This is a genomic window from Mesorhizobium sp. P2_F7 (assembly GCF_056403695.1).
In genome coordinates, this window is record NZ_JBFUFA010000005.1 from 145,702 (window position 1) to 170,975 (window position 25,274).

Annotated in this window: 23 protein-coding genes; 5 read left to right on the plus strand and 18 right to left on the minus strand. The window is 63.1% G+C overall.

From position 1 onward, the window contains the following. Window positions 1–122: 122 nt before the first annotated feature. Both AC1DZ8_RS19325 and yajC read right to left on the minus strand, forming a co-directional pair. On the minus strand, window positions 123–1,217 hold the full coding sequence (locus AC1DZ8_RS19325; RefSeq protein WP_477308096.1) for a SecDF P1 head subdomain-containing protein: 1,095 nt from the start codon (window positions 1,215–1,217) through the stop codon (window positions 123–125). A 50-nt stretch (window positions 1,218–1,267) separates the two neighbouring features. Further along, window positions 1,268–1,615 carry a preprotein translocase subunit YajC gene (gene yajC / locus AC1DZ8_RS19330; RefSeq protein ID WP_112564772.1) on the minus strand — a complete coding sequence of 116 codons (348 nt, stop codon included), beginning with the start codon at window positions 1,613–1,615 and terminating at the stop codon, window positions 1,268–1,270. 270 nt (window positions 1,616–1,885) lie between these two features. On the opposite strand from yajC, the gene AC1DZ8_RS19335 reads away from it, so the two are divergent. Next, on the plus strand, window positions 1,886–2,761 hold the full coding sequence (locus tag AC1DZ8_RS19335) for an ATP-binding protein (protein ID WP_477308093.1): 876 nt from the start codon (window positions 1,886–1,888) through the stop codon (window positions 2,759–2,761). Window positions 2,762–2,907: 146 nt separating this feature from the next. On the opposite strand, the gene AC1DZ8_RS19340 is transcribed toward AC1DZ8_RS19335, so the two are convergent. From AC1DZ8_RS19340 to AC1DZ8_RS19400, 13 genes are all read right to left on the minus strand, one after another. Continuing rightward, window positions 2,908–4,401, minus strand: coding sequence for a peptidoglycan DD-metalloendopeptidase family protein (locus tag AC1DZ8_RS19340; RefSeq protein WP_477308091.1), 1,494 nt, complete (start codon window positions 4,399–4,401; stop codon window positions 2,908–2,910). A gap of 117 nt (window positions 4,402–4,518) precedes the next feature. Beyond that, complete coding sequence (locus tag AC1DZ8_RS19345) at window positions 4,519–5,172, minus strand: protein-L-isoaspartate(D-aspartate) O-methyltransferase (RefSeq protein WP_477308089.1); 654 nt, start codon at window positions 5,170–5,172, stop codon at window positions 4,519–4,521. A gap of 26 nt (window positions 5,173–5,198) precedes the next feature. Next, window positions 5,199–5,960: a 5'/3'-nucleotidase SurE gene (gene surE, locus AC1DZ8_RS19350; RefSeq protein ID WP_477308087.1), complete on the minus strand. Its 762-nt coding sequence runs from the start codon at window positions 5,958–5,960 to the stop codon at window positions 5,199–5,201. Further along, a complete protein-coding gene (gene serS / locus AC1DZ8_RS19355) occupies window positions 5,960–7,264 on the minus strand; it encodes a serine--tRNA ligase (RefSeq protein ID WP_477308085.1) in 1,305 nt (434 codons plus the stop codon). The genes surE and serS overlap by 1 nt, the downstream gene beginning before the upstream one ends. Before the next feature lie 116 nt (window positions 7,265–7,380). After that, window positions 7,381–8,256 carry a twin-arginine translocase subunit TatC gene (gene tatC / locus AC1DZ8_RS19360; protein WP_477401452.1) on the minus strand — a complete coding sequence of 292 codons (876 nt, stop codon included), beginning with the start codon at window positions 8,254–8,256 and terminating at the stop codon, window positions 7,381–7,383. Further along, window positions 8,253–8,999 carry a Sec-independent protein translocase protein TatB gene (gene tatB, locus AC1DZ8_RS19365; protein WP_477308081.1) on the minus strand — a complete coding sequence of 249 codons (747 nt, stop codon included), beginning with the start codon at window positions 8,997–8,999 and terminating at the stop codon, window positions 8,253–8,255. Before tatB ends, tatC begins: the two co-directional genes overlap by 4 nt. Window positions 9,000–9,028: 29 nt before the next feature. Next, entirely contained in the window at window positions 9,029–9,250 is a 222-nt protein-coding gene (locus AC1DZ8_RS19370) for a twin-arginine translocase TatA/TatE family subunit (protein ID WP_023667688.1), read from the minus strand. A 180-nt stretch (window positions 9,251–9,430) separates the two neighbouring features. After that, complete coding sequence (scpB, locus tag AC1DZ8_RS19375) at window positions 9,431–10,204, minus strand: SMC-Scp complex subunit ScpB (RefSeq protein WP_477308078.1); 774 nt, start codon at window positions 10,202–10,204, stop codon at window positions 9,431–9,433. Beyond that, window positions 10,201–11,004, minus strand: coding sequence for a segregation and condensation protein A (locus AC1DZ8_RS19380; RefSeq protein WP_477308146.1), 804 nt, complete (start codon window positions 11,002–11,004; stop codon window positions 10,201–10,203). The genes scpB and AC1DZ8_RS19380 overlap by 4 nt, the downstream gene beginning before the upstream one ends. A 175-nt stretch (window positions 11,005–11,179) precedes the next feature. Further along, entirely contained in the window at window positions 11,180–12,199 is a 1,020-nt protein-coding gene (gene nagZ, locus AC1DZ8_RS19385; RefSeq protein ID WP_455858973.1) for a beta-N-acetylhexosaminidase, read from the minus strand. 135 nt (window positions 12,200–12,334) lie between these two features. After that, window positions 12,335–15,739, minus strand: a complete 3,405-nt coding sequence (locus tag AC1DZ8_RS19390) for an SPOR domain-containing protein (RefSeq protein ID WP_477308076.1) — start codon at window positions 15,737–15,739, stop codon at window positions 12,335–12,337. Window positions 15,740–15,842: 103 nt separating this feature from the next. Further along, the gene (argS, locus tag AC1DZ8_RS19395; RefSeq protein ID WP_477401455.1) at window positions 15,843–17,606 is read right to left on the minus strand and encodes an arginine--tRNA ligase; all 1,764 of its coding nucleotides are present in this window, start codon (window positions 17,604–17,606) and stop codon (window positions 15,843–15,845) included. 62 nt (window positions 17,607–17,668) lie between these two features. Next, a complete protein-coding gene (locus tag AC1DZ8_RS19400) occupies window positions 17,669–18,883 on the minus strand; it encodes a deoxyguanosinetriphosphate triphosphohydrolase (protein ID WP_477308072.1) in 1,215 nt (404 codons plus the stop codon). Between the two features lie 76 nt (window positions 18,884–18,959). On the opposite strand from AC1DZ8_RS19400, the gene erpA reads away from it, so the two are divergent. The 4 genes from erpA (at window position 18,960) to AC1DZ8_RS19420 (ending at window position 20,875) form a co-directional block, all read left to right on the plus strand. Continuing rightward, window positions 18,960–19,307: an iron-sulfur cluster insertion protein ErpA gene (gene erpA, locus AC1DZ8_RS19405; protein WP_142865088.1), complete on the plus strand. Its 348-nt coding sequence runs from the start codon at window positions 18,960–18,962 to the stop codon at window positions 19,305–19,307. Window positions 19,308–19,311: 4 nt separating this feature from the next. Continuing rightward, complete coding sequence (locus AC1DZ8_RS19410) at window positions 19,312–19,704, plus strand: VOC family protein (RefSeq protein WP_477308070.1); 393 nt, start codon at window positions 19,312–19,314, stop codon at window positions 19,702–19,704. Between the two features lie 8 nt (window positions 19,705–19,712). Next, window positions 19,713–20,507 carry an exodeoxyribonuclease III gene (xth, locus tag AC1DZ8_RS19415; RefSeq protein WP_477308068.1) on the plus strand — a complete coding sequence of 265 codons (795 nt, stop codon included), beginning with the start codon at window positions 19,713–19,715 and terminating at the stop codon, window positions 20,505–20,507. Between the two features lie 68 nt (window positions 20,508–20,575). Further along, window positions 20,576–20,875: a hypothetical protein gene (locus AC1DZ8_RS19420; protein WP_477308066.1), complete on the plus strand. Its 300-nt coding sequence runs from the start codon at window positions 20,576–20,578 to the stop codon at window positions 20,873–20,875. Window positions 20,876–21,102: 227 nt separating this feature from the next. Here AC1DZ8_RS19420 and AC1DZ8_RS19425 read toward each other — a convergent pair whose 3' ends face one another. The 3 genes from AC1DZ8_RS19425 to AC1DZ8_RS19435 all read right to left on the minus strand — a co-directional run bounded on the left by AC1DZ8_RS19425 (window position 21,103) and on the right by AC1DZ8_RS19435 (window position 25,187). After that, window positions 21,103–21,927 (minus strand): tetratricopeptide repeat protein, encoded by an 825-nt coding sequence (locus tag AC1DZ8_RS19425; RefSeq protein WP_477308064.1) that lies wholly within the window; start codon window positions 21,925–21,927, stop codon window positions 21,103–21,105. After that, window positions 21,914–23,638, minus strand: coding sequence for a dihydroxy-acid dehydratase (gene ilvD, locus AC1DZ8_RS19430; RefSeq protein ID WP_477308062.1), 1,725 nt, complete (start codon window positions 23,636–23,638; stop codon window positions 21,914–21,916). Before ilvD ends, AC1DZ8_RS19425 begins: the two co-directional genes overlap by 14 nt. Before the next feature lie 289 nt (window positions 23,639–23,927). After that, window positions 23,928–25,187, minus strand: a complete 1,260-nt coding sequence (locus AC1DZ8_RS19435) for an OmpP1/FadL family transporter (protein WP_477308060.1) — start codon at window positions 25,185–25,187, stop codon at window positions 23,928–23,930. Between the last annotated feature and the right edge of the window lie 87 nt (window positions 25,188–25,274).

The window sequence follows — 25,274 nt, forward strand, 5'->3', positions numbered from 1 at the left end:
GTTGTTATTTGCCACCGGCTCGCCCTTACCCTGCACATCGTTGATTGTCGAGCGCGCTAAGGTCAATTCGGCGCTGCGACCGGGGTCGCACCGGGCGCCAATCGCCTTCGCCGGTTTCCATTCTAATTCTGAACGCCGCCGGGCGCTATCGTTCGTACCTCGACTATTTTCATCTTTGCGCCCATCGGGCCGGAACGCAGGATCAAGGCGAGTTCCTTGGCGCTTTCCATGGTGAAGTTGCCCGATATCTGGCCGGTGCCGCCCAGGATCGGTTCGCGGATGATGGGAGCCGAAAGCACCTGATTGTCGAGGATTATAGCAAACGGCTTGCCGACATTCTGTGAGGTCGCCTCAGCAAAACGTGCCTTCCCCTTTGAATCGAAGCTGAACGATACAACGGGCTCATTCGCATATGAGACGGTAGCGTTCACACTCACGAAGTTGTCGCCGGAAACAATGACACGGTCTTCGACCAGGTAGGGAAGCGGCGGCTCGTCTTGAGAAAACAGCACCGAAGAGCCTCGCGGCGGCCGATTCTTGAGCGCGTCCTCAACCGGCCAGGATGTATCGATCAGTTGGAATGTCAGCCTGCCGGTCCGGCCTATAACTTCCTTCAGCCCTTCCGGATCCTGCAAGCCCGGTACCTGAAGCAGGATACGGTCATCGCCCTGCTGCTGCACGATCGGGTCGGGCGCGTTTCCGCTTGCCCGGAGCCTGAGGCTTTCCATCGAGCGTGCCATGGACATCGACGTCCGCAGTTTCACGCCATCATCGGTCAGAGCGAGCCTGAGCAGTGCCGGCTCCGGCTCGTCAAGCACGAACTCCTTGACTGAATTGGGTCCGGCAGCCTCACCTGTGAACATTTTGAGGGCTGTTTTGGCGGCATCGATGTCAGCTGGATCCGAGATGTGGACCCTGAATTCACGACCCGATACGAAAAGCCCCCGGTAGCCAATCTTGGCCTCGCGGAAGGATGAGCGGACGTCATCGAGCACCGCCTCGAGACGGGACTTGATTACATCGTCCTTGTCGATCTCGAGCAGGAATTGCGAACCGCCCTGCTGCTCAAAACTCGTCTGCCGCTTCGGCAACCAGGCAAGGAGGTCAACGAGCCGGCCGGTGGCCTCTATTGAGCGCACGCCAACGACCGAACCGAGCACCACCACGACGGCTACGGTCAGCCATATCAGGCCCTTCGCGAGGCGCGAGAACCGCATTTGGCGTGGCTCCTTGCCGGCGGGCTGCGCCGCCGTTCATCTCTCGGCTGTTACTTCTTCGCGTTCTGGTTGGCCACCGGCTCGCCCTTGACCCGCACATCGGCGATGGTCGAGCGCAGCGCCGTCACCTTGGTGCCGCCGCCGAGGTCGATCTCGAGCTCATGGTCGTCGATCACCTTGGTCACCTTGCCGACAAAACCGCCGCCGGTGATGACCGTGTCACCACGGCGCACCGCCGAGAGCATCTCCTGGCGCTTCTTCAGCTGCGCGCGCTGCGGCCGGATGATAAGGAAATACATGATCACGAAGATCAGCACGAACGGGAGGATCATGCCGATATCCCCGAACGGACCAAGCGGAGTTCCGGTGGCTTGGGCGTATGCCGGTGTGACGAACATCAAGAACTCCTGGGTACGAAGAAGGCCATAAGGCGGCCTCGCCAAATTTGGCCGGAATATAGTGGGTAAAGTTTCCAATGCAACTGGACGGCCCGGCTTTCGGCCGCTTTTCCAGCCGGTTGACCCGTGTTAGAGCATGCACCCGGATAGCGGGCGCGGTTTTTGCAAAAGATCATGCTCAAACAAAAGCTTGGAACCAGTTTCTATCACCCGGACCAGGACGATGTCCGCCCCTGCGCACGTTTTCAGAACAAAACAAAAGACCGAGATATGACCGACAGCACCATCGAGGCCCTGAACGAGAAGCTCGACCGCCTGATCGAGGCGGTCACCCGCCTCGCCCCGCCGCCGGTGCCGCAGACCGATCTTGCCGTGGCCGACTGCTTCGTCTGGCAGGCCGATCCCGGCTATCTCGAGCCGGTGCGCAAGGTCAATCGGGTCGACATCGGCCTGATCCGCGGCGTCGACCGGGTGCGCGACATTCTGGTTGAAAACACCGAGCGCTTCGCCGCCGGCCACGCCGCCAACAACGTGTTGTTGTGGGGCGCGCGCGGCATGGGCAAGTCATCGCTGGTCAAAGCGGTGCATGCCGAGATCAATGCCAAGGCCAAATCCGACCTGCCGCTGAAGCTGATCGAGATCCACCGCGAGGACATCGACACGCTGCCCAGGCTGATGGGCCAGTTGAAGGCGGCGCCCTTCCGCATCATCCTGTTTTGCGACGATCTGTCGTTCGACCATGACGACACCTCCTACAAGTCGCTGAAGGCAGCCCTTGAAGGCGGCGTCGAGGGCCGCCCGGCCAATGTCATCTTCTACGCCACCTCGAACCGCCGGCACCTGTTGCCGCGCGACATGATCGACAATGAGCGCTCGACCGCCATCAACCCGTCCGAGGCGGTCGAGGAAAAGGTCTCGCTGTCCGACCGTTTCGGCCTGTGGCTCGGCTTCCACAAATGTTCGCAGGACGAATATCTCGACATGATCAATGGCTATGCCAGCCATCACGGGCTGGAGATCGACCCTGAGCAGCTGCGCGCCGAGGCGCTCGAATGGGCGACGACGCGCGGCAGCCGCTCCGGCCGCGTCGCGTGGCAGTTCACCCAGGATCTGGCGGGACGGCTCGGCAAGCCGCTCAACGACTGATGTCCGACCATGATCCCGAAAAGTGGAAGCCGGTTTTCGGATAAGATCATGGTCAAACAAAACGACTGAAAAAGCCCGCCCCTGACAGGGCGGGCTGAGCCGGCGGGCCGGACTGGAGGTCAGACGGCCTGCAATCGTTTATTGTTCTATTCGAGATAGCCTGAGGGATCGACCGGGGCCGAGTTCTTGCGCACTTCGAAGTGCAGTTTCGGCGAGTCGGTGGTGCCGCTCATGCCCGACAACGCGATTTCCTGGCCGCGCTTGACCTTCTGGCCGCGCTGCACCTCGATCGAACTGGCGTGGCCGTAGACGGTGACCAGCCCGTTCTCGTGGCGCACCAGCACCGTGTTGCCGAATTCCTTGAGGCCGTCGCCGGCATAAATGACGACGCCATTCTCGGCCGCCTTGACCGGCGTGCCTTCCGGCACCGCGATGTCGACACCGTCCTTGCCGCCACCAAAGCTGGAGATGACGCGGCCACGCACCGGCCAACGCATCTTGCCGATGCCGGTGGCATCCGGCGCAACAGCGTCGTCGTCCTCGGCCTGCTGGATGACCTTGGCGTCCTTTTTCGGCGGCGTGTAGGTGGCGAGCGTCTCCGTCGGCTTTGCGGCCGGCTGGGTGGTGGCCGTCGTCACTGGATCGACCTTTGCCGGCTTGACGCTGGCGACGGTCGCCGTGCCACCGGCCGGAACCTTCAGCGTCTGGCCAATCTTCAGCAGACCGTCCTTCATGCCATTCGCCTGCTTCAGCGCGACGACGCCGACGCCGGTCTTGCGTGCGATGGAGGACATGGTGTCGCCCGACTGCACGGTATAGGTGCCGGCACCCGCCTTGGGCGTGGCCGCAGCCGTCTGCTGCGCCGGCTTGTCGGTCTTCGGCTTGTTCGCGGCGGCCGAAGCGTCGACCTGCGCGGCGGATTTGCCGTCTTTGACTTTTGGCTGCTGCGGCAGCACGGCGACCTTCTCCGGCGCCGGCGCCTTGGGGCTGTTCGCCGGCTTGCCGTCGGCGACCTTCGGCTCGGTGCCTTTGCTCGAATAGGCATAGGCCGGGATGACCAGCTTCTGGCCGGTCTTCAGCCCCTTGGTGGCGCTCAAGCCGTTGACCTTCATGATCACATCGGCCGGCACGTGATAGCGCTGGGCTATGCCGGAAATGGTCTCGCCGTCCCTGACGACGATCTCGGTGGCATGCGGCGTGCCTGCAGCGGCCGGTCTCGGATCGGACTCACCAGCATTCTTGAACGGCCTTGCCGGCTGAACGGTGCCGGTCGTCATAGTCCTGTCGACATGCGGTGCCGGTGCAAGCGCCGGTGCCGAAGCGGTGCGCATCGGCGCCGCCGCAGGCTGGCTTGGCGGCGGCAGCTGCTGGACGGTGACCGGCTCCAGGCTGGAGCGGCTGACCGACTGGGTGTGGCTGCCATCGACGGGTGCTGCCGCCACATCGCCCGGATAGGGCTGCGCGGTGCTCTGCTTGTCGATGATGGCGCGCTGATTGTTGGTCGAGGAGGTGAAGACGTCGTCGACACCGTTGAACCGCGAGGCCTGGGAGCTACACCCCGCAGCCACGCCGGCTAGCATGAGGACAGCGCACCCCCGCGACAGAGTACGCCCGTTTGCCTTCAAAACACTGAATTGCATCGCACTAACCCGCACAGACCCGGTACACACTGGTCATGATTAAAGCGCGTTAATGTTACTGGCGGGTTAACCCATTAGAATCCGACGCAAATTTTCTTAAAATATTCGAGCGTGCTGCTAGATCACAGCCGCGACACTGCGCAGGATCGGTTGCAGGCGCACGGTTCCGATATCCTCGCGCTCGAAACGGCTGCCGACCTTGGTCAGCTTGGCCAGCACCTGCTCGCCCTCTTCCGGCCCGATCGGCGCGATGACGATGCCGCCGCTCGACAGCTGGTCGAGCAGGAAGCGCGGCAGACTGTCGAAAGCCGCCCAGGCGACGATGCGGTCGAACGGCCCTTCATTGGCGAGCCCGTTTGAACCGTCGGCCTGGCGGACGACGACATTGCCGATGCCGAGCGCCTCGAAGCGCTGCCTGGCCTGCTCGGCCAGCGTCTTGTAGCGGTCGATCGAGACGACCCGTGCCGCCAGCCGCGACATCACTGCTGCTGTATAGCCGGACCCCGTGCCGATCTCGAGCACCCGGTTGCCAGACTCTATCGCCAACGATGCGATCACCGCCGCCTGCAGGTCGGCGCCCTCGATCGCCTCGCCGCATTCGATCGGCAGCATGCCGTCCGACCACGCAATCGAGTGGTACTGGCCGTTGAGGAAGCCGCGCCGCGGCGTCGCCTCGAAGGCGGCGATCAGCGCCTTCGGCACCGCGCCCTGGCCACGCAAGCGCAGCAGGAAAGCAGCGAAACCCTCGCGGTCGTCTAGCGGCAAGTTCATGCCAAAACCTTCCTCATTCCAAAACCTTAATCAGACAGCGCCTTGGTCAGTTGGTCGCGGATTTCATGCGCGGTGAGGTCAAGCTGTAGTGGCGTCACCGACACCAGCCGGTTGCGCAAGGCATGCAGGTCGGTGCCTTCTCTGCCCTCGACCGGCTCGCGGCCGAAGCGCAGCCAGTAATAAGGCAGGCCGCGCCCGTCGCGGCGCTCGTCGACCCACAGGCTGTGCACCAGCTTGCCCTGCGAGGTGACGACCGTGCCGGCAACCTCGTCGGGTAAGCAGTTGGGAAAATTGACATTGAGCAGCACGCCGTCCGGCAGCGGCATGGCGACCAGCTTTTTCAGCAGCGCCGGCGCCAGCGTCTCGGTGGTCTCGTAGGGAACGACGCGGTCCTCGCCGACATAGGAATAGCCCTGGCTGAGCGCGATCGAGCGGATGCCGAGCAGCGCGCCCTCCATGGCGCCGGCGACGGTGCCGGAATAGGTCACGTCGTCGGCGATGTTGGCCCCGGAATTGACGCCGGACAGGATCAGGTCCGGCGGCTCGGGCAGGATCTTCTTGACGCCCATGATGACGCAGTCGGTCGGCGTGCCGCGCACGGCATAATGCTTCTCGCCGATCTTCCTCAGGCGCAGCGGCTCCGAGATCGACAGCGAATGCGCATAGCCGGACTGGTCCTGCTCCGGCGCCACCACCCAGACATCGTCCGAAAGCGTGCGGGCGATGCGTTCGAGCGACGCCAGGCCCTCGGCGTGGATGCCGTCATCATTGGTCAGAAGAATGCGCATTATTTCGATTCGATCTTCGCCAGACCACCCATGTAAGGCCGCAGCACTTCAGGAATGGTTACGCTGCCATCCTCATTCTGGTAGTTTTCGATGACAGCTATGAGTGCGCGGCCGACGGCAGTGCCCGAACCGTTCAGCGTATGGACGAAGCGATTGCCCTTGCCGTCTTTGTCCTTGTAGCGGGCATCCATGCGCCGGGCCTGGAAATCGCCGCAGACCGAACAGGACGAGATCTCGCGATAGGCGTTCTGGCCGGGCAGCCAGACCTCGATGTCGTAGGTCTTGCGCGCACCAAAACCCATGTCGCCGGTGCACAGCACCATGGTGCGGAACGGCAATTCCAGTCGCTTCAGCACTTCTTCGGCGCATTGCGTCATCCGCTCGTGTTCGGCGAGCGATGATTCCTGGTCGGTGATGGAAACCAGCTCGACCTTGTAGAACTGATGCTGGCGCAGCATGCCGCGCGTGTCGCGGCCGGCCGAGCCGGCTTCCGAGCGGAAGCACGGCGTCAGTGCGGTGTAGCGCAGCGGCAACTTCTCCTGCGCCGTGATCTCCTCTCGCACCAGATTGGTGAGCGGCACTTCGGCGGTCGGGATCAGGCCCAGCCGGCCGTCGCCATGCGGCGTGAAGAACAGATCGTCCTCGAATTTCGGCAGCTGGTTGGTGCCGAACAGGACATCGTCCCTGACCATCAGCGGCGGGATGATTTCCTCATAGCCGTGCTCGGTCGTGTGCAAATCGAGCATGAACTGGCCGATGGCGCGTTCCATCCGCGCCAACCCGCCCTTCAGCACGGTGAAGCGCGAGCCCGACAGCCTTGCCGCCCGCTCGAAATCCATCATGCCGAGCGCTTCGCCGATCTCGAAATGCTCTTTCACCCAGTTCGGCCGCGTCGGCACCTTGCCGACAATATGCCTGACGACATTGTCGTGCTCGTCCTTGCCGACCGGCACATCGTCGAACGGCACGTTGGGCAGCACCGCCAGCGCGTCGTTCAGCGCCTTGTCGAGTTCGCGTTCGCGGGCCTCGCCATTCTGGATGAAGGTTTTGATCTCGCCGACTTCGGCCTTGAGCTTCTCGGCAAGCGCGGCATCGCCGGAGCGCATGGCGTTGCCGATCTCCTTCGAGGCGGCATTGCGGCGCTCCTGCTTAGTCTGCAATTCGGTGACGTGCTCGCGCCGCGCCTCGTCTTTGGCGATCAGATCGTCGACCGTGGACTGCGCCTCGTCAGCCGACCACGAGCGCTTGGCCAGCGCCTCGACAAGGGCCTTCGGGTTGTCGCGAATCCATTTGATATCGAGCATGTTGGTTCGTCCTCAAGCTAGGCCAGAGGGCGTAAACCGCATCCTTGATCGATGCAAGACGAGCGTTCAGCGACTGCCGCGTTTTTCCGCAGGCGCAGCCGCCCAAGGCTTGCCGTCTAGGAAGAAGCCTGAGTCGAGGACGCCTTCGCTGCCTTTTCCGCCACGGCTTCGGCCGCTTCCTGCTTTTCGCGCGCCAGCTTCTGCTTGACCTGGTCGCGCTCGATCAGTCGGGCTGCCCAGATCGAAACTTCGTAGAGCAGGATGGTCGGGATGGCCAAACCGATCTGGCTCATCGGGTCGGGCGGCGTCAGCACGGCCGCGACGACGAAAGCGATGACGATCGCCCATTTGCGCTTTTCGGCCAGCGCCTTCGACGACAGCATGCCGACGCGCGTCATCAGGCTGGTCACGACCGGCAACTGGAACACCAGGCCGAAGGAAAAGATCAGCGTCATGATCAGGCTGAGATATTCAGACACTTTCGGCAGCAGCGAGATCTGCACCTGGTCGTCGGTGCCGGCCTGCTGCATGGCCAGGAAGAACCACATCACCATCGGCGTGAAGAAGAAATAGACCAGCGACGCGCCCATCAGGAACAGGATCGGCGAAGCGATCAGGAACGGCAGGAAGGCGTTGCGTTCGTTCTTGTAGAGGCCGGGCGCGATGAATTTGTAGATCTGCGTGGCGATCAGCGGAAACGCAATGACCATGCCGCCGAACATGGCGAGCTTGACCTGCGTGAAGAAGAATTCCTGCGGCGCCGTATAGATCAGCTCAACCTTGTGCGGATCGAGCCCGGCCCATTGCGTCGCCCATTTGAACGGAACGACCAAAAGGTTGAACAGCTTCTTGGCGAAGAAAAAGCAGACGAGGAAAGCAACGAAGAAACCGCCGATCGACCAGATCAGCCGCCGCCGCAGTTCGATCAGATGCTCCATCAGCGGAGCCGACGACTTCTCGATCTCGTCCTTTTCGCTGTCCGTAATGCTCACTTGGCGGCTCCGGCCGTCTTCTTGGGCGCAGGCTTTTTTGCCGGCGCAGGCTTCGGGTTAGCCTTTGTCGCTGCCTTTGGTGCAGCAGCTGATTTGGCGGCTTTTGCCGGCGCCACCTTGGCGGTCGCTGCTGACGGCTTGGCCGAAGCTTTAGCCGCAGATGTAACCTTTGCCGGTGCTGCCTTGGCTGCCGCCGTCTTGGTCGCTGGGGCGTTCGCTTGCTTCGGCGCCGCTACCTTCTTTGCAGGCGCTCTTTGCGGCGCCGTCGTTCCAGCGGCCGGCGTCACCACCGACTCGTCAGTCATTGCCGGAAAGATCGGCGCTGGCGGGGCAGCGTCCGGAGCACCCACACCGGGCATCACCGTCGCGCCATTCTTGAGCGGCTCCACTGCCTGCGGCGTCTCTGCCGCCGGTGTTGAGGGATCGTCGGCCGGCTTCGGTTTCATCACCGCATCGACGCCGGAGCGCACATCGGCTGCCGCCTGCTCGAACGGATTGAGCTGCTTGCGGATCTCGGCTGCCGGATTGAGGCTTCTGAGCGTATCGACCGACTTCTTGACGTCGTCGAGTTCGGCTTCCTTCAGCGCCTCGTTGAACTGCTTCTGGAAGTCGGCGGCCATGGCGCGCAGCTTCGCCGTCGTGCGGCCGAAGGTGCGCAGCATATTTGGCAAATCCTTGGGCCCGACGACCACGATCATGACGATCGCGATCACCAGCATTTCGGTCCAGCCGACTTCAAACATGGCAATCTGTTCCGACTAGAACCTTGGGCTCAGCTCTTGCTGGCCTTTTCCTTCACGGCCGAAACGGTCTCGTCGGGGCGGTGCTCGACGGTGCGCTTGTCATCGGCGGTGTCGTCGTCAGCCATACCCTTCTTGAAGCTCTTGATGCCCTTGGCCATGTCGCCCATCAGCTCAGGAATCTTGCCGCGGCCGAACACCAGCAGCACGATCACCAGCACGATCATCCAGTGCCAAATCGAAAATGAACCCATTGTAACTCTCTCTCGAATGTTTTCCCTGGCGATGATCTATGCGTTTTCGCGTTGGGATTCAAACACAACAGCGACAAAGTTTATGAAGGCGCGGCTTATGTCACGCGTTTTCGGCAAAGCTGCCCGCTACCAATCGGCGCATCTACATCCAGAAAGCGGCTTTTGACAGGCGCTGCCGGGTCAATCTTCCGTGACGCGCGGCGTCAACAGGCCGAGTTCCTCGAGGTCGATGTCGGTCAGAGCATCCTCGTCCTCGGTCAGCGCATCCGGATCGGCCGGCGGCAGCGGGATGGCGAAGTTCGACGGCATGCGGCCGGATAGCAGCCCCGCCCCTTTCAACTCGTCCATGCCGGGAAGATCGCGGATCTCCTCCAACGCAAAATGGTCGAGGAAGCTGTCCGTCGTGCCATAAGTGACCGGACGGCCGGGCGTGCGGCGGCGGCCGCGCATGCGCACCCATTCCGTCTCGAGCAGCGTGTCGAGCGTGCCCTTCGACGTCTCGACGCCTCTGATGTCCTCGATCTCGGCGCGCGTCACCGGCTGGTGGTAGGCGATGATCGCCAGCACTTCGAGCGCCGCGCGTGAAAGCTTGCGCTGCTGGACGGTGTCGCGGCTCATCAGGAAGGCGAGATCGCCGGCGGTGCGGAACGCCCAGGCATCGCCGACCCGGACCAGATTGACGCCGCGCCGCGCATAGATCTGCTGCAGCTCGGCCATGGCAGCGGCGATGTTGATGCCGTCGGGCAGTCTGGCTGCGAGCTGTTTTTCGCTGACCGGCTCGGCGCTGGCGAACACGATCGCCTCGGCCATGCGCACGGCTTCCGCCATATGCAGACGCTCGCCCGGATTCAGCGACGAATTCTGGCCCTCGGTTGTATCCTGGACGACGTCACCCTCCTCGGTCTCTTCTTCGACCTTGAACGGAATGACCGAAGCATTGGCGCGTTCGCTCATGATGCCACCTCGACTGCTTTGATTGCCGGTTCCCGGTGGTCGCGCAGGTAGATCGGCGCAAACGCCTGGTCCTGCCGCACATCGATCTCGCGCTCACGCACCATTTCCAGTGTCGCGGCGAACGAACTGGCGATGGCGGTGCGCCGCTCTTCCGGGCTATTCATATAGTTGATCAGGAAGCTGTCGAGCGTCGTCCAGTCGCGCATAGAGCCGACCAGCCGGGCCAGGATGTTGCGCGCATCCTTGAGCGACCACACGCCGCGACGTGCAATCGTCACATTGGTGATCGCCTGTTTCTGCCGCTGCTGGGCGTAGGCAGTGAGCAGGTCGTAGAGCGAAGCCGAATAGGCGTTGCGCTTCTCGACGATAACCATTTCCGGCATGCCGCGGGCGAACACGTCGCGGCCGAGCCGATTGCGGTTAACCAGCCGCGCCGAGGCGTCGCGCATGGCCTCCAGCCGCTTCAGCCGGAATTGCAGCACCGCCGCCAGTTCCTCGCCGCTTTCGCCTTCCTCGCCGGGCTGCTTGGGGATCAAAAGCTTCGATTTGAGGAAGGCCAGCCACGCCGCCATCACCAGATAATCGGCGGCAAGCTCGAGCCTGAGCGCCCTCGCCGTCTCGACAAAGGTCAGATACTGCTCGACCAGCGCCAGGATGGAAATGCGCGCCAGATCGACCTTCTGGGTGCGAGCAAGGTGCAGCAGGAGGTCGAGCGGACCTTCGAAACCGGCGACATCGACGACCAGCGACGGATCGCCGGTGACGCGTGAATCGTCGTTCTCGGCCCACAGACGGTCCATCGGTGCGGCCTTCGCAGCCTTGCTGTCCAATGTTTCCGCCACTTGCCCCTTTGTCTCCTGTTTAGAGCATGATGCCGAAAAGTGTGAAGCGGTTTTCGGACAACATCATGCTCTCTCTATCTTGTTTAGAGCCGGATTCAGATTTCAGGTCGAACAGACCTGAAATCATCCGGCTCTAGGCCACCGCGTCGAAATAGGTGGCAAACTCGGCACGTATCTCGGTTTCGTCAGCCCGGTCGCGATCCCTTATATAGGTCAGCGCCCGCTTGGCGCGTTCCAGCGACGTACCTTCAAGTCCTGTGGTTCGCGATGCGATGCCCGCCATCTCTTCGAAAACGCCATTGCAGTGAAGGACCAGATCGCAGCCCGCCGCAAGGATCGAGGCCGCCTTTGTCGGGAAATCCCCAGAAAGTGCCTTCATCGAAGTGTCGTCGCTCATCAAGAGCCCGTCGAAGCCGATCTCGCGGCGGATGATCTCGTCGATGACCTTGCCCGACGTGGTCGCCGGGTTGTTCGGATCGATGGCGCTGTAGACGACATGCGCCGTCATCGCCATCGGCAGATGGCTAAGCTCCCGGAACGGGGCGAAATCATGCCGCTGCAGGTCGCTCAGCGACGCATCGACCACAGGCAGTTCGAAATGCGTGTCGGCAAAGGCGCGTCCATGGCCCGGAATGTGCTTCATCACCGGCAGCACGCCGCCCGACATCAGCCCTTCCGCCGCCGCGCGGCCAAGTTCGATGACCGGGCGTGGCTCCTTGCCATAGGCGCGCGCGCCGATGACGTCGCTGGCGCCCTCGATCGGCACGTCCAGCACCGGCAGGCAATCGGCCGAGATGCCGTAGCGCAAAAGGTCGAAAGCATGCAGCCGCGCCATCAGCCAGGCGGCGCGGGTGCCGGCGTCATGGTCCTTGCGCCACAATGCGCCGAGCGCGCCGCCGGCCGGATAGTTCGGCGCCAACGGCGGCCGCAGGCGTTGCACCCGTCCACCTTCCTGGTCGATGAACACCAGGGCATCGGGACGCCCGATGCAGTCGCGCATTTCGGCGACCAGATCGCGGATCTGCTCGGTCTCGCCGATGTTGCGCGCAAACAGGATGAAGCCCCACGGGCATTCATTGCGATAGAAGCGGATTTCGTCGCGAGTGAGCGATTTCCCGGCACAGCCGAGGATCATGGATTTTGATTCGGTCATCCTGTCAGTTTAGGGCTTCGCGCCACCAAAGGGAATCACCCCGGGCGTCAAGCGCCCGAACCGCTTGCCTGTCCACATGAAAAAGCCGGCGCGCCCCCTTGGGAACGCGCCGGCTTTGATGGATTGGATCAGGTCTTAGCGCGACACGAAGCAGTTGCCGCCGGCAGCCTTGTAGCTGGTGCACAGATTGATCGCATCGTTGCGCGACTGCGCCGGGACGCGGACACGGTAGAAGGTGCCCTTGCCGGCGATCTCCGCCTTGACGATGTTGGCGGTGCGGCCGGCCAGCACGTTGCCGTAGCGGCGCTGCAGGTCGGCATAGTTGGCCTGGGCGCTTTCGACTGTCGGCTGCGAAGCGATCTGCATCGACCACGAACCGCCGCCTGATGTCGAAGCCGTCGCCGGAATGGAGGCAACCTGGTCGGGCTTGACCTCGCCGACCACGTCGACCGGCTGGTCGGATGGGCGCTGCGGCGCCACGGCAACCGTCTCCGGTGTGTTGGCGGACTGGGTCTCAACCTTCGGCGCGGCCACCGGCTTCACCGGCTTGACCGGCTTGGCGGTCTCGGCAGTTGCCTGGTCGCTGTTTGCCTGATCGGTGGCGGGCGCCACGGTACCAGTCTGCTCGGCATCGGCTGAAGGGGCGACGTGCTGCGGCGCCGGATCGGTTGGCTCGGCAGCCGCAATCTGCGGCGCAGCCGGCGCCGGATCCTCGCGTGCCACCAGCGAGCCGTCGGGCTTGACCACCATGGTCCGCACCTTGCGCGGGGCAACGGCGACCGTATCGGGGTTCTTGTCGGCTTCCTGCAGAACCTGCGCGATGCGGTCCTCGGACTTGGGCGCGGGTGCTGCAGCCACATCGGGATTGCCGGCGGCATCGGGATTGGCGGCAGCGTCGGGTGTGCCGGCGGCGTCGGTGCCCGGGGCAGCGTCGGTCTCGTCGGGCGACAGATCGACGACGCGGCTTTCCGGCTCCTGTGCCTTCACATCGACCGGCTCTTCGGTATTGGTGACCAGCTTCTCCTGCACCGGCTCGGCCGGCTTGGTGCCCTTGGCCACCGCGTCATAGACCTTGTTGTCCTGGTTCGGCACGACGGCGCCGCCCGGGTTTTCCGGCTTGACCTTGATCGGGGTGTTGTCAGCCTTGACGATTACGGGAGCGTCGCTGCCGCCCTTGCCGCCAAAGGACAAGGCAAAGGCACCGAGGCCCCCGATAACAGCCACAGCACCGACGACCGCCGCGATAAACAGGCCGCTCCGGCGCGGCTTTGCGGTTTCCTGCTCGGCCAAGCCCGGCACCGCCATCGCCTCGTCGAGATCCGGATCGTAGTCGAGTTCGTCGACGGCGAAATCGTCGGCCTGCGAAACCGGCTGGCTGCCGGGCAGCTCGTCCATGTCGAAGCCGCCAGCAGCACCGGCGTAGGCATTCTGCGTCGCCGCAAGTACTTCGGCCGGCCGCGCCGCATAGGCGCGCTGGTCGAGCTCATGACCCGAACTGAAGCCTGAACTGTAGGATTCGTCGTCATAGGCGGCGCTGCGCGTGGCAGCAGGCGCCGGCGCCGCTTCCACCGCGTTCATGTCGGTGAGCAGGCCGGCGAATTCTGCGTCTATGTCGTCATAGGCCGCCGGCTCGTCTTCCTGGAAGTTGAGTTCGGGAATATCGAGGTCGTCGGCGATCGCCACGACACGCTCTGGCACATCGACCGTCTCGACATCGGGCATCTCGTCATAGGCCTGAGGCGGCGCCTGGCGCGTCGGCGCTGGCGCCACATAGGCGGCCGCTGCGGCCGGCTGATCGCGATAGGTCCGCGCTGCTGCCGCAGGCATGGAAGGCGTTGCTGCAAAGGTAGGTTGCGGCTGCGCTGCAAAAGTAGGTTGCGGCTGCGCCGCAAAGGAAGGCTGGGCGGGCGTCGGCGTCACGCGGCTCCACGAGCGTGCCGGCTCCGGCGGCGTCGAACGCCAGTCGCCTGCGATCGGTGCGGCTGTGTCGTCCTCACCGAGATCGATGCCCTTGGCCAAGGCCGCATCGAAGGCATGATCATCGAACTCGATCTCGGGCTCATGACCGTCGAGTTCACCCGCAAGCAGATCACCGAAATCGGCATCGTTCTGGGCCGCGGCGGCTTGAGGAGCCTGCGCCGGCGCGTGTTCGTCCAGGTCCCAGTCGAGATTGTCTGCAGGAGCCGCCGGCGGCGCAGCGGACCGCTGCACCGGTACGACAGGCTCATAGGCTCGGGTGGGTTCGATGGTCCTGGCGGGTTCAATGACTGGGGCCGGCCTTGGCGTGGTCATCGCGCCAAGCAGCGCGTTGAGTTCATCTTCCAATGTCCGTTCGTCAGCAGCCGGCGCGGCCGGGGTCGCCACAACGGTGGGCGCGACATAGGCGGGGGCGGCCGGAGCTGGCTGTACCGCAATTGGCTGTACCGGAGCTGGCTGCACCGGGGCGGCCGCCATCTCGGCAATCGGCTCGTGGTCGGCATCCGCGTCATCGATGCTCAGATCGAAATCGTCGAATGCTTCGTGCGCGGCCTCCTCGTGCGCGGCCTCATGGGAGGGGCTGGCCTCGACGGTCCAGGCGGGCGCCTCATCGGCCTGCGGCGCATCGATTTCAACCGGCGCGCTGGCCTCCAGATCGCGATCTTCCGGATCCACGGCTTCAACAGCCTGAGCTTCGAACGCCTGGGGCTCGAAATCCTGGCCAGCGAGATCCTGGGCAGCGAAATCCATGTCGACATCGGCCATCGCGTCGTCGAAATGGCCCGCGAAATCCTCGTCGGCAACAGCGTGGTCGCCGGCATCGGCGACCTCGGTTGCCGGAGAGGCATACTGGTCCTGCGCCGGCACATGGCGGTCCAGCGTCAGCTCATCTTCCAGCGACAGCGAGACGGCATTGCCGAAATCATCGTCGAACGCGACGTCGTCGGCAGGCGCGGCAACCTCGGCGACACCAGCGCCATGTTCGACATCATCCCTCGCATCGTCGTCGAGCAGCAATCCCTGCTCGAGCGAGGCCGCGAGTTCGTCGTCCATCGGCAGGTCGTCTTCGAGCGGCGACACGTTTTCCAGCGAGCTGGCGACAGCAGTGTCGAAATCGTCATCGAATACAGGTTCTTCGAATGCGGGCTCGACGGCAGCCGTCGCAGCCTGCGGGAGAGCGCCAAAATCATGATCGGCGGCATCGTCGAAGACGAAATCATGGTCCAGCGAAGCGGCGAGCGCATCGTCCATCGCCGCGTCGGCGGTTTCGAAAGTCGGCTCGCGAACCTCGGCAGGCTCATAAACCTCGGCAGCTGGCTGGTAGAGCTCGGCAACAGGCTGGCTTACTTCCACGGAAGCAGTGTCATCGCCGAATTCGCCCATCAACTCCTTCTCGAGGTCGATGTCGAAATCACCCTCGTCCACAGCCTTCTCGACGACTGGCGCATGCGGCTTGACCGGCTGGCGCGGATCGAAACCCATGATCCTGGTCAGTTCCGCGAACGGATCATCCTCGGCGATGTCGTTGTTGTCGGCTGCTCTCAGCTGGGTTCTGTCTGCCATTATTGTTCCCGAACTCGCACTCATTCGGACGCCATGGACGTCGCGTAGGGTTGGCCCTTACCAGCGCAATGTGGGCAAATGGTGACAGGTGTTTTAGTCAAACCTAACGCATTTCGGTGGGCGCATCAGCCCCAATCAGCGTCAGGCCGGAGGTCAAAACATCCGAAACAGCCTGCACCAGCCCTAGTCTGGCATGCGTCAATTGTCGGTCGTTAACCTTAACAAAACGTAAGTCGGGATTCTCGGTGCCCCGATTCCAGTGGCCATGAAAGCTGGAGGCCAGATCGTAGAGGTAGAATGCCAGCCTGTGCGGCTCCAGCGCAAGAGCCGCGGATTCGATCAGGCGCGGATATTCAGCCAGCTTCCGGATCAGCCCGATCTCGCCCTCATCCCTCAGCGACGCCGAGGCTGCAGCCAGGCTGTTGCGGTCGAAATTGGCCTCGCCCAACTGCTCGCTCGCCTGCCGGAACACCGAATGGCAGCGCGCCGAGGCGTACTGCACGTAGAACACCGGATTGTCCTTCGACTGCTCGGTCACCTTGGCGAAGTCGAAGTCGAGGGGCGCATCGCTCTTGCGGTAGAGCATCATGAAGCGGATCGCATCGCGGCCCACCTCCTCCACCACTTCGCGCAACGTGACGAAATCGCCCGACCGCTTCGACATCCGCACCGGTTCGCCGTCGCGAAACAGCTTCACCAGATTGCACTGCAGCACGGTCAGCTGGAGCTTCAGATCATCGCCCGCAATCGCTCGCGCCAGCGCTTCCAGCCGCTTGACATAGCCGCCATGGTCGGCGCCCAGCACATAGATCAGGTCGACAAAGCCGCGATCGACCTTGTCCTTGAGATAGGCGACGTCGGCGGCGAAATAGGTGAACGAGCCGTCCGACTTGACCAGCGCCCGGTCCATGTCGTCGCCGACCGCGGTCGAGCGGAACAGCGTCTGCTCGCGATCTTCCCAGTCGTCCGGCTTCTCACCCTTGGGCGGCGGCAGCTTGCCCTTGTAGATATGGCCCTTCAGCGTCAGATCGTTGATCGCCGAGCGGATTTTCTTCGCCTTGTCGGCATGCAGCGTACGCTCGGAGAAGAACACGTCGTGATGGACGTTGAGCAGCGCCAGATCCGAGCGGATCATCGCCATCATGGCGTCGATGGTGCGGTCCTTGACGATGGCCAGCGCCTCGTCATCCGGCATCTGCAACAGCTTGCGACCGAACTCGGCAACCAGCGCCTCGCCGACCGGCACCAGGTAATCGCCGGGGTAGAGACCGGACGGTATCTCGCCGATGTCGTCGCCCAGCGCTTCGCGGTAGCGCAGGAAGGCAGAGCGACCGAGCACGTCGATCTGCGAGCCGGCGTCGTTGATGATGTATTCCTTGGTGACGTCGTAGCCGGCGAAGGCCATCAGATTGGCCAGCGTGTCGCCGACCACTGCACCCCGGCAATGGCCCACATGCATCGGCCCGGTCGGGTTGGCCGAGACATACTCGACATTGGTCTTGCGGCCGCCACCGATGGTCGAGCGGCCATAGTTGCGGCCCTCGCCGAGCAGCGCGGTCAGATGCGCCTGCCAGAAAGCGTCCTTGAGTCTGAGATTGACGAAGCCCGGGCCGGCAACATCGGCTGCGGCGACATCGGCGTCAGTGCGCAGCACTTCGACCAGCCGTTCGGCCAGTGCGCGCGGGTTCTGCCCGGTCGGCTTCGCCAGCACCATCGCCGCATTGGTGGCGAGATCGCCATGGCTGGCGTCGCGCGGTGGCTCGACCGCGATTCGCGACAGGTCAGGCGAAACGCCATTACTGTCTTTCAAATCAAGCGCTTCGACGGCTTTTGTGATTCGCGCGCTGAAATCGGCGAAGATGTTCATGGGTCTTGCTCTGGCGGACTGTGCAGGAGAACCGGCTCATTGGCCGGCAAATCGCGCCCGCCCTAGCTTAAATCGGGCGTATGGTCAAACAGACGGCGATGTTCCTTCAAGGCGTAGGTGTCCGTCATCCCCGCCAGGAAATCGGCGACACTGCGCGCCTTGATGCGATCCTCCGCCCGGTCGAGCCCTTCACGCCAACCATCCGGCATGGCGCGCGGATCGGCGAAATAGACGTCGAACAGGTCGCGCACGATCTGCTCGGCATCGCCACGCACGCGCATCACCTCGTCATGCCGGTAGAGATGCTTGTAGAGAAAGGCCTTCAATTCCTTCTCGGTCGCCGCCATTTCGGCGGAAAACGTCACCATCGTCTCGCCCGCCGCCCGCACCGCTTCGGCGCTCTCAGGTTTTATACGCGCCAGGTTTGCGGTGGTCGAAACGATGACGTCCTCCACCATCATGGTGATCTGACGGCGCATCAACTCATGGCCGGTGCGCACATCGTCGAGGCCGGGGTAGCGGGCGCGCACGCTTTCAAGGATCGATCCCGGCAGCGCGACCTTTTCCAGCATGTCAAGCGTCAGGAAGCCGGAGCGCAGGCCGTCATCGATGTCATGAGTGTTGTAGGCGATGTCGTCGGCGATCGCCGCGCACTGCGCCTCGATGCCGGCGTAGCGGTCAAGTTCGAGGTCGTGCAGTTCGGAATAGTCGCGGATCGCCTGCGGCACCGGGCCCTTCAGGCCTTTACCCTTGGTGTCGGTCAGCGGGCCATTGTGCTTGACCAGGCCTTCCAGCGTTTCCCAGGTCAGGTTCAGCCCGTCGAATTCGGCATAGCGCCGCTCCAGCCGCGTTACCACGCGCAGCGACTGCGCATTGTGGTCGAAGCCGCCCCATTGGGACATCCGCTCGTTCAGGGCATCCTCGCCGGTATGGCCGAACGGCGTGTGGCCGAAATCGTGCACCAGGGCGACCGCCTCGGCCAGATCCTCGTCGCCGCGCAATGCCCGCGCCAAAGCGCGCGCGATTTGCGCCACCTCGATCGAATGCGTCAGCCTGGTGCGATAGTGGTCACCCTCATGCGCCACAAACACCTGCGTCTTGTGCTTCAGCCGGCGGAAGGCGGTGGAATGGATGATACGGTCGCGGTCGCGCTGGAACGGCGTGCGCGTCGGGCTCTCGACCTCGTCATAGAGCCGCCCGCGCGACTTGGCGGGATCGCTGGCATAAGCCGCGCGCGGCCGATAGCCGAACCCAATGTCGCCAAGCTCATTTGTCATGGCTGATGCCGCCGCAGTTGACTTGCCCCTTCCCGCTTCATACCTATCATGTGAAACCGAAAGCAAGGTGACGCCCATGGGCGCTGATGCCAAGACTGCCATGAAAGTCGAGATGACCGACTCCGCCGCCAGGCGGATCGCGAAAATCGTCTCTGGCGAAGCCGGCAAGACGGCGCTGCGCGTCTCTGTCGAAGGCGGCGGCTGCTCCGGCTTTTCCTACAAGTTCGACCTGGTCGACACCCGCAATGACGACGACGTCGCCATCGAGAAGGACGGCGCCACCGTGCTTATCGACGATCTGTCGCTGGTCTATATGGGCGGTTCGGTCATCGACTTCGTCGACGATCTGATGGGTCAGTCGTTCCAGATCCGCAACCCCAATGCAGTCGCCTCCTGCGGCTGCGGCACCAGTTTCTCCATCTAACGATATGTCTGCGGTCGGCGCGGTCCGTCAGGTCGCGCTGTCGGCCGGGCGCGATCTTGATGTCACGCTGGCCTTCTGGCGCGACGTGCTCGGTCTCAGCGTTCACGCCCGCTACGACCCGCCCGGCATCGCCTTCATCATGGCCGGCCCTGTGCGCCTGCTGTTCACCGACGGCGTGCCGGCCGGCACCGTCTATCTCGACATAGCGGGGCTCGAAGCCTTCCATGCCGAGGCGAAAGCATCCGGCGTTCCCTTCACCGCGCCGCCCGCGCTTGTCCATCGCGATACCGAAGGCACGTTCGGTCCAGCGGGGGAAAGCGAGTGGATGGCCTTTCTAAAGGACCCGGCAGGCAATACGATCGGGCTTGTCGAACGTCTCCCGCCCGAACATCCCTGAGGCCGCCCATGAAAATCGTCACCTGGAACATCAACGGCGTTCGCGCCCGCATCGGCAACCTCACCCATTGGCTGACCGAGAGCCAACCCGACATCGTCTGCCTGCAGGAAATCAAGACGGTCGACGAACAGTTCCCACGCGCCGAGATCGAGGCGCTGGGCTACAATGTCGAAACCCATGGCCAGAAAGGTTTTAACGGCGTCGCTTTGCTGTCGAAGCTGCCTTTCGACGAGGTCACCAGGGGCCTGCCCGGCGACGACACGGACGAACAGGCGCGCTTCATTGAGGGCGTGTTCTCCACCGACAAGGGCGCGCTGCGCGTCGCCTCGCTCTATTTGCCCAACGGCAACCCGATCGATGACGACAAGAAGTTCCCGTACAAACTGTCCTGGATGGAGCGGCTGCACCGCTGGGCGGAGCAGCGCCTGCTTTTGGAAGAGGCGCTGGTGCTGGCCGGCGACTACAATGTCATCCCTGAACCGATCGATGCGCGCTTCCCCGAGAACTGGCTGGGCGACGCGCTGTTCCAGCCGCAGACGCGGCAGGCTTTCCGCCGGCTGAAGAATCTCGGCTTCACCGAGGCGGTGCGCGCCGTCACCGACGCTGCCGATGTCTACACCTTCTGGGATTACCAGGCCGGCGCCTGGCAGAAGAACAACGGCATCCGCATCGACCATCTGCTGTTGTCGCCCGAAGCGGCCAATCGTTTTTCCTCGGCCTCGATCGAAAAACACGTGCGCGCCTGGGAAAAACCGTCCGACCACGTGCCGGTGGCGATCGATCTTGCCTTGCTGCCGGCCTGATATCAGCCCAAACCCTGATATCGCCACAATCGCGCCGTTGATTTGGAAATCAGCATGGCTGGGGTTCCATGACTATACGATTCCTTCTTTGTCCGATCGGCCTGGCATTTGCCATGGTCGCCCCTGCAGCGGCTCTTGCCGATCAGGAGTGCCTGGCCAACGGCAAGTCCTACCAGCTGGGCCAGGTCGCTTGCCTGACGGTTTCCGACCAGAGCCACATGGCTCGCTGCGACCTGGTGCTCAACAACACCTCGTGGACGAAGATCGACGACACCTGCCCCGACAACACCATGAAGTCGCACCTGCACGTTACGCCGATCTCGGTGCCGGCGCCCAGCATGGTGCCGACGGAACCGATCGCGAACTGATGTGAGAGCCGATCTCCTTGTGGGGGAGATGGCTGGTGGGGGAGATGGCTGGCAGGCCAGAGGGGCGCGCGAGGGATCGCGAACTCTCAATCAACCTATGAAGTGCCGAGAATTTATCTGGCTGAAATTGGTGCCTTGGTAGGCCCGACAGCCCGATAGGCCGGAGGGACAGCGCCCCCCCTCTGCCCTGCCGGGCATCTCCCCCACGAGGGGGGAGATCAGCAACCTTACTGGTCGCCGCCGCCCTTGGTGAGAATGTCATCGGCCAGCGAAATGGCGGTGCGGCGGTCGGCTTCGCCGGCGGCGGCAAACGCTTCTTCCTGCATGCCGCGGATCCATGGCTGATCGGCCGGCGAGGCGCGTTCGAGCGCGGCCGTCATCATCGCCAGCCCGCGCACGATCTTGCCGCTCTGGAACAGAAGGTTGCCGAGCGTCGCCTGGGCGCCGGCATGGCCCTTTTCGGCGGCGAGCTGGAACCAGCGGCCGGCCTGCTTGACGCTGGCCTTCACGCCGCCCTCGCCCTTCAGGAACATCTGACCCATCTCGAACTGGGCGTTCGGGTTGCGGTAATTGGCGGCCGCGCGCATGTAATATTCCTGCGCCGCGACCTCGTTTTCCTCGACCGGGCTGCCGGGAATGCCCGTCCTGAGATAGTCGCCCAGCGCCACCAGCGCGTCGGAGACATAGCTTTCCTCCGGCGAACCCGGCTCAACGTCCTGATCGACGATCTCGGAGAAGAACTTGAACGCCGCGTAGTCGTCGCGCGTCACGCCGTCGCCTTCGGCATACATACGTGCGAGCTTCCAGGTCGCGCCGATCTGGCCGTTCTCGGCGGCGTATTTATAGGCCTCGACCGCCTGTTCCTTGTGGCCGCTCTTGTAGGCGGAGAAGCCGAACTGGAACACGGCCCACGGGCTCGATTGCGGCTTCACGCCGGTCTTGTCGTCGAACACCTTGTCGTCGAAGGCCATGGCCTGGCCCGCGGCGCCAAAGATCGCAACAGCGACCAGTGCCGGAAGGACAGACGACCTCAACAACTCAGATATCCGCATAGCAATGTGTTTCTTTGGCACCGCCGGGATGGGTGACCGCGCCGTCGCGGGCAGGCCCTACCGTCTGTGCATATTTCCAAATCGCGCCCGACTGATAGTCGGTCGTGCGCGCCTTCCAGGCCTTCGCCCTCGTTGCCAGTTCGGCCTCGGACAGGTCGACCTCGATCGTGCCTTTGGTAGCATCGATCGAAATCACGTCGCCGTCCTTAAGCAGTCCGATCGGTCCGCCAACGGCAGCTTCGGGGCCGACATGGCCGATGCAGAAGCCGCGCGTCGCGCCCGAAAAACGGCCGTCGGTGATGAGGGCCACCTTGCCGCCCATGCCCTGGCCGTAGAGAGCCGCCGTCGTCGACAGCATCTCGCGCATGCCCGGGCCGCCGCGCGGACCTTCGTAGCGGATGACGAGCACCTCGCCTTCCCTGTAGTTGCGGTGCGTGACCGCCTCGAAACATTCCTCTTCCGAATCGAAACAGCGTGCCGGGCCTGAGAATTTCAGCTCCGTCATGCCCGCGACCTTCACAATCGCGCCTTCGGGGGCAAGGTTGCCCTTCAAGCCCACAACACCGCCGGTTTGGGTGATTGGTCGGTTGGCGGGACGGACCACATCCTGGCTATCATTCCAGGCAACATGTTCCATGTTTTCGGCCAAAGTACGGCCGGTCACGGTCAGGCAGTCGCCATGCAGGTAGCCGTGGTCGAGCAGCGTCTTCATCAAGAGCGGAATGCCGCCGGCCTCGAACATGTCCTTGGCGACATATTTGCCGCCCGGCTTGAGGTCGGCGATGTAGGGCGTCTTCTCGAAAATCGCGGCGACATCGAACAGGTCGAACTTGATGCCGGCCTCATGCGCGATGGCCGGCAAATGCAGCGCCGCGTTGGTCGAGCCGCCGGTGGCCGACACCACCGTCGCTGCATTCTCCAGCGCCTTCAGCGTGACGATGTCGCGCGGCCGGATGTTTTTGGCGACCAGCTCCATGATCTTTTCGCCGGAGGCGAAATTGAAGCGGTCGCGCATCTCGTAAGGCGCCGGCGCGCCGCAGGAATAGGGCAGCGCCAGGCCAATCGCCTCGGCGACGGTGGCCATGGTGTTGGCGGTAAACTGCGCGCCGCAGGAGCCGGCCGACGGACAGGCCGCCTGCTCGATCTCCAGCAGTTCGGCATCGCTGACCGTTCCGACCGAATGCTGGCCGACAGCCTCGAACACATCCTGCACGGTGATCTGGCGGCCGCGATAGGAGCCTGGCAGGATCGAGCCGCCATAGATGAAGATCGACGGCACGTTGAGCCGCACCATGGCCATCATCATGCCGGGCAGCGACTTGTCGCAGCCGGCGAGGCCGACCAGCGCATCGTAGCAATGGCCGCGCATGGTGAGTTCGACCGAGTCGGCGATGACATCGCGCGACACCAGCGACGACTTCATGCCCTGGTGGCCCATGGCGATGCCGTCAGTGACGGTGATGGTGCAGAATTCGCGCGGCGTGCCGTTGGCGGCCGCGACGCCCTTCTTGACCACTTGCGCCTGGCGCATCAGCGAGATGTTGCAAGGGGCGGCTTCGTTCCAGCAGGAGGCGACGCCGACCAGCGGCTGCGCGATCTCGGCCGCGGACAGGCCCATGGCATAGAGATAGGAACGGTGCGGCGCACGCGCCGGACCGACGGTCACATGGCGGCTAGGCAGCTTGGCCTTGGAAATGACTTTGGCGTCCATACTCTTCCTTGCCGCGGGCGGTGCGGCCTGCCTCATCGCCGAGCCTTTTGGCGCGTGTCCCGAGACGACTTCGAGGTGCGCCGGGTTTATGGCGGGAAATGGGCAATTTGGTCGGGCGGGACTGTAGCGCGGGGGTTGTTCAGAAACTGTTGCCAAAACGTCACAACTACGAGAGGCCAAAGTTGTGCGACGGATTGCAACGCTGGCGCGTGCCGGGACGACCCGGCGCCCTCCTGCAAAAGAAAAAGGCCGGGCAACGCCCGGCCTTTTTCTCTTCAATTTTAAAGGCTTACCACTTCACCTTCAACGATGTCGAAACGGCCGACACAAGATCGTTGCCGAAGTCTGCGGTGTAATCTGTACCATACGTGACGCCATCGCCGCCCACGACGGGATGGATCGACCCGCTGGTAAGCACGCCCAGCGCGCCGCCAAGGCGAACCTCGATGTTCTGGGTCGGCGTGTAGGCGACGCCGCCGCTGACCGTCCAGGTGTCCGTCTGGGCGCTCAGACCGGTGGAGGTTCCGCGATCCCAGGTAAGAGCGGCAGCACCGCTCCACTGATCGTTAAACTTGTGACCAATACCACCTGAGACCGTCCAGCCATCCCGGTAGAGCAGATCAAGCGATGTAGCGCGGGTGGGGCCGGTCGTGGTGCAAGCACCCGGGGCGCCGGTCGGGCAGAATGGTATACTCTGCAACACGCTCCAATTGACCCACTTTATGGATCCAAACGCGAGCCAACCCGGAGCAATACCTGACTGGAGCTTGAGTTCCAAAGCCTCAGGCACCTCCGAAGAACCGCTTACGTCGGTTATGCGACCCAAAATTGGATTGGTGGGATCGAGGAATCCAGGAACCTGGGTCAGATCAAGCGTGCCCGAAAGGTTGTCGAGCTTGACGGCCGAATTGTAAACAAGGCTGGCTCGCAAAGCGATATCAGGAATCTCATAGGCAACGCCTGCGCGCCATCCATAACCGTCGCCCTTGAGATCGAGGCGCCCTATGCCCGTACCAAGAAACGCCGGAAGGGGAGCGACCAGCTGTTCCTTGTAGCCGGAAACGTCTTCGTGGAACACACCGCCGATGAAACGAATTTGTCCTTTGCCAAGGTCCATTTTGTACGAGCAGGTCCCGCCCACGGCTTCGCTCTTGACCTTGGTCACGATATTGCCGTTCGCACCGGCCCAATTGGCGCCAGGATTGCTGTACGCGCCGATCGGCTGGCCATAGTCGATAAGACAATCAACCGGCCCGAGACCGGCCTTGATGCCGACACTCGGAACCCAATAGCTTTCCGTGTCGCGGGCACTGTTGGAGAAGCCAAGCAGGTTGAGCGGGCCGTCAGCCGGATTCGTGTCCACCACATTCTTCAGGTCGCGCTGCGGCATCACATAGGTGCCGGTAAACTCGGCCGTGACCGGCGCCGGATCGAACAGCAGATCGATATCATAGCCGCCGCGCTCCAGGCCGCCGGCATGAACGGAACCGATCAGGCCCAGCGAAAAACACCCCGCCCCCAGCAGTGTTTTTAATCGCAAATTGTTCATGGATGTCCTCCCCGAAATACTAGTGCGTCAAGCTAGAACCAATTCGGGTTAACGGCGCAACAATGAATTCACATAGCGTACATGTAC

Coding starts and splice junctions, on each gene's coding strand:
- AC1DZ8_RS19425 (WP_477308064.1), bottom strand. CDS start 21,927: ATGCGGATATCTGAGTTGTTGAGGTCGTCTGTCCTTCCGGCACTGGTC.
- AC1DZ8_RS19380 (WP_477308146.1), bottom strand. CDS start 11,004: ATGGACCGTCTGTGGGCCGAGAACGACGATTCACGCGTCACCGGCGAT.
- AC1DZ8_RS19370 (WP_023667688.1), bottom strand. CDS start 9,250: ATGGGTTCATTTTCGATTTGGCACTGGATGATCGTGCTGGTGATCGTG.
- nagZ (WP_455858973.1), bottom strand. CDS start 12,199: ATGACCGAATCAAAATCCATGATCCTCGGCTGTGCCGGGAAATCGCTC.
- scpB (WP_477308078.1), bottom strand. CDS start 10,204: ATGAGCGAACGCGCCAATGCTTCGGTCATTCCGTTCAAGGTCGAAGAA.
- AC1DZ8_RS19435 (WP_477308060.1), bottom strand. CDS start 25,187: ATGAACAATTTGCGATTAAAAACACTGCTGGGGGCGGGGTGTTTTTCG.
- AC1DZ8_RS19420 (WP_477308066.1), top strand. CDS start 20,576: ATGACTATACGATTCCTTCTTTGTCCGATCGGCCTGGCATTTGCCATG.
- erpA (WP_142865088.1), top strand. CDS start 18,960: ATGGGCGCTGATGCCAAGACTGCCATGAAAGTCGAGATGACCGACTCC.
- tatB (WP_477308081.1), bottom strand. CDS start 8,999: ATGTTTGAAGTCGGCTGGACCGAAATGCTGGTGATCGCGATCGTCATG.
- AC1DZ8_RS19390 (WP_477308076.1), bottom strand. CDS start 15,739: ATGGCAGACAGAACCCAGCTGAGAGCAGCCGACAACAACGACATCGCC.
- AC1DZ8_RS19410 (WP_477308070.1), top strand. CDS start 19,312: ATGTCTGCGGTCGGCGCGGTCCGTCAGGTCGCGCTGTCGGCCGGGCGC.
- xth (WP_477308068.1), top strand. CDS start 19,713: ATGAAAATCGTCACCTGGAACATCAACGGCGTTCGCGCCCGCATCGGC.
- yajC (WP_112564772.1), bottom strand. CDS start 1,615: ATGTTCGTCACACCGGCATACGCCCAAGCCACCGGAACTCCGCTTGGT.
- serS (WP_477308085.1), bottom strand. CDS start 7,264: ATGCTCGATATCAAATGGATTCGCGACAACCCGAAGGCCCTTGTCGAG.
- argS (WP_477401455.1), bottom strand. CDS start 17,606: ATGAACATCTTCGCCGATTTCAGCGCGCGAATCACAAAAGCCGTCGAA.
- AC1DZ8_RS19400 (WP_477308072.1), bottom strand. CDS start 18,883: ATGACAAATGAGCTTGGCGACATTGGGTTCGGCTATCGGCCGCGCGCG.
- surE (WP_477308087.1), bottom strand. CDS start 5,960: ATGCGCATTCTTCTGACCAATGATGACGGCATCCACGCCGAGGGCCTG.
- AC1DZ8_RS19325 (WP_477308096.1), bottom strand. CDS start 1,217: ATGCGGTTCTCGCGCCTCGCGAAGGGCCTGATATGGCTGACCGTAGCC.
- AC1DZ8_RS19340 (WP_477308091.1), bottom strand. CDS start 4,401: ATGCAATTCAGTGTTTTGAAGGCAAACGGGCGTACTCTGTCGCGGGGG.
- AC1DZ8_RS19335 (WP_477308093.1), top strand. CDS start 1,886: ATGACCGACAGCACCATCGAGGCCCTGAACGAGAAGCTCGACCGCCTG.
- AC1DZ8_RS19345 (WP_477308089.1), bottom strand. CDS start 5,172: ATGAACTTGCCGCTAGACGACCGCGAGGGTTTCGCTGCTTTCCTGCTG.
- ilvD (WP_477308062.1), bottom strand. CDS start 23,638: ATGGACGCCAAAGTCATTTCCAAGGCCAAGCTGCCTAGCCGCCATGTG.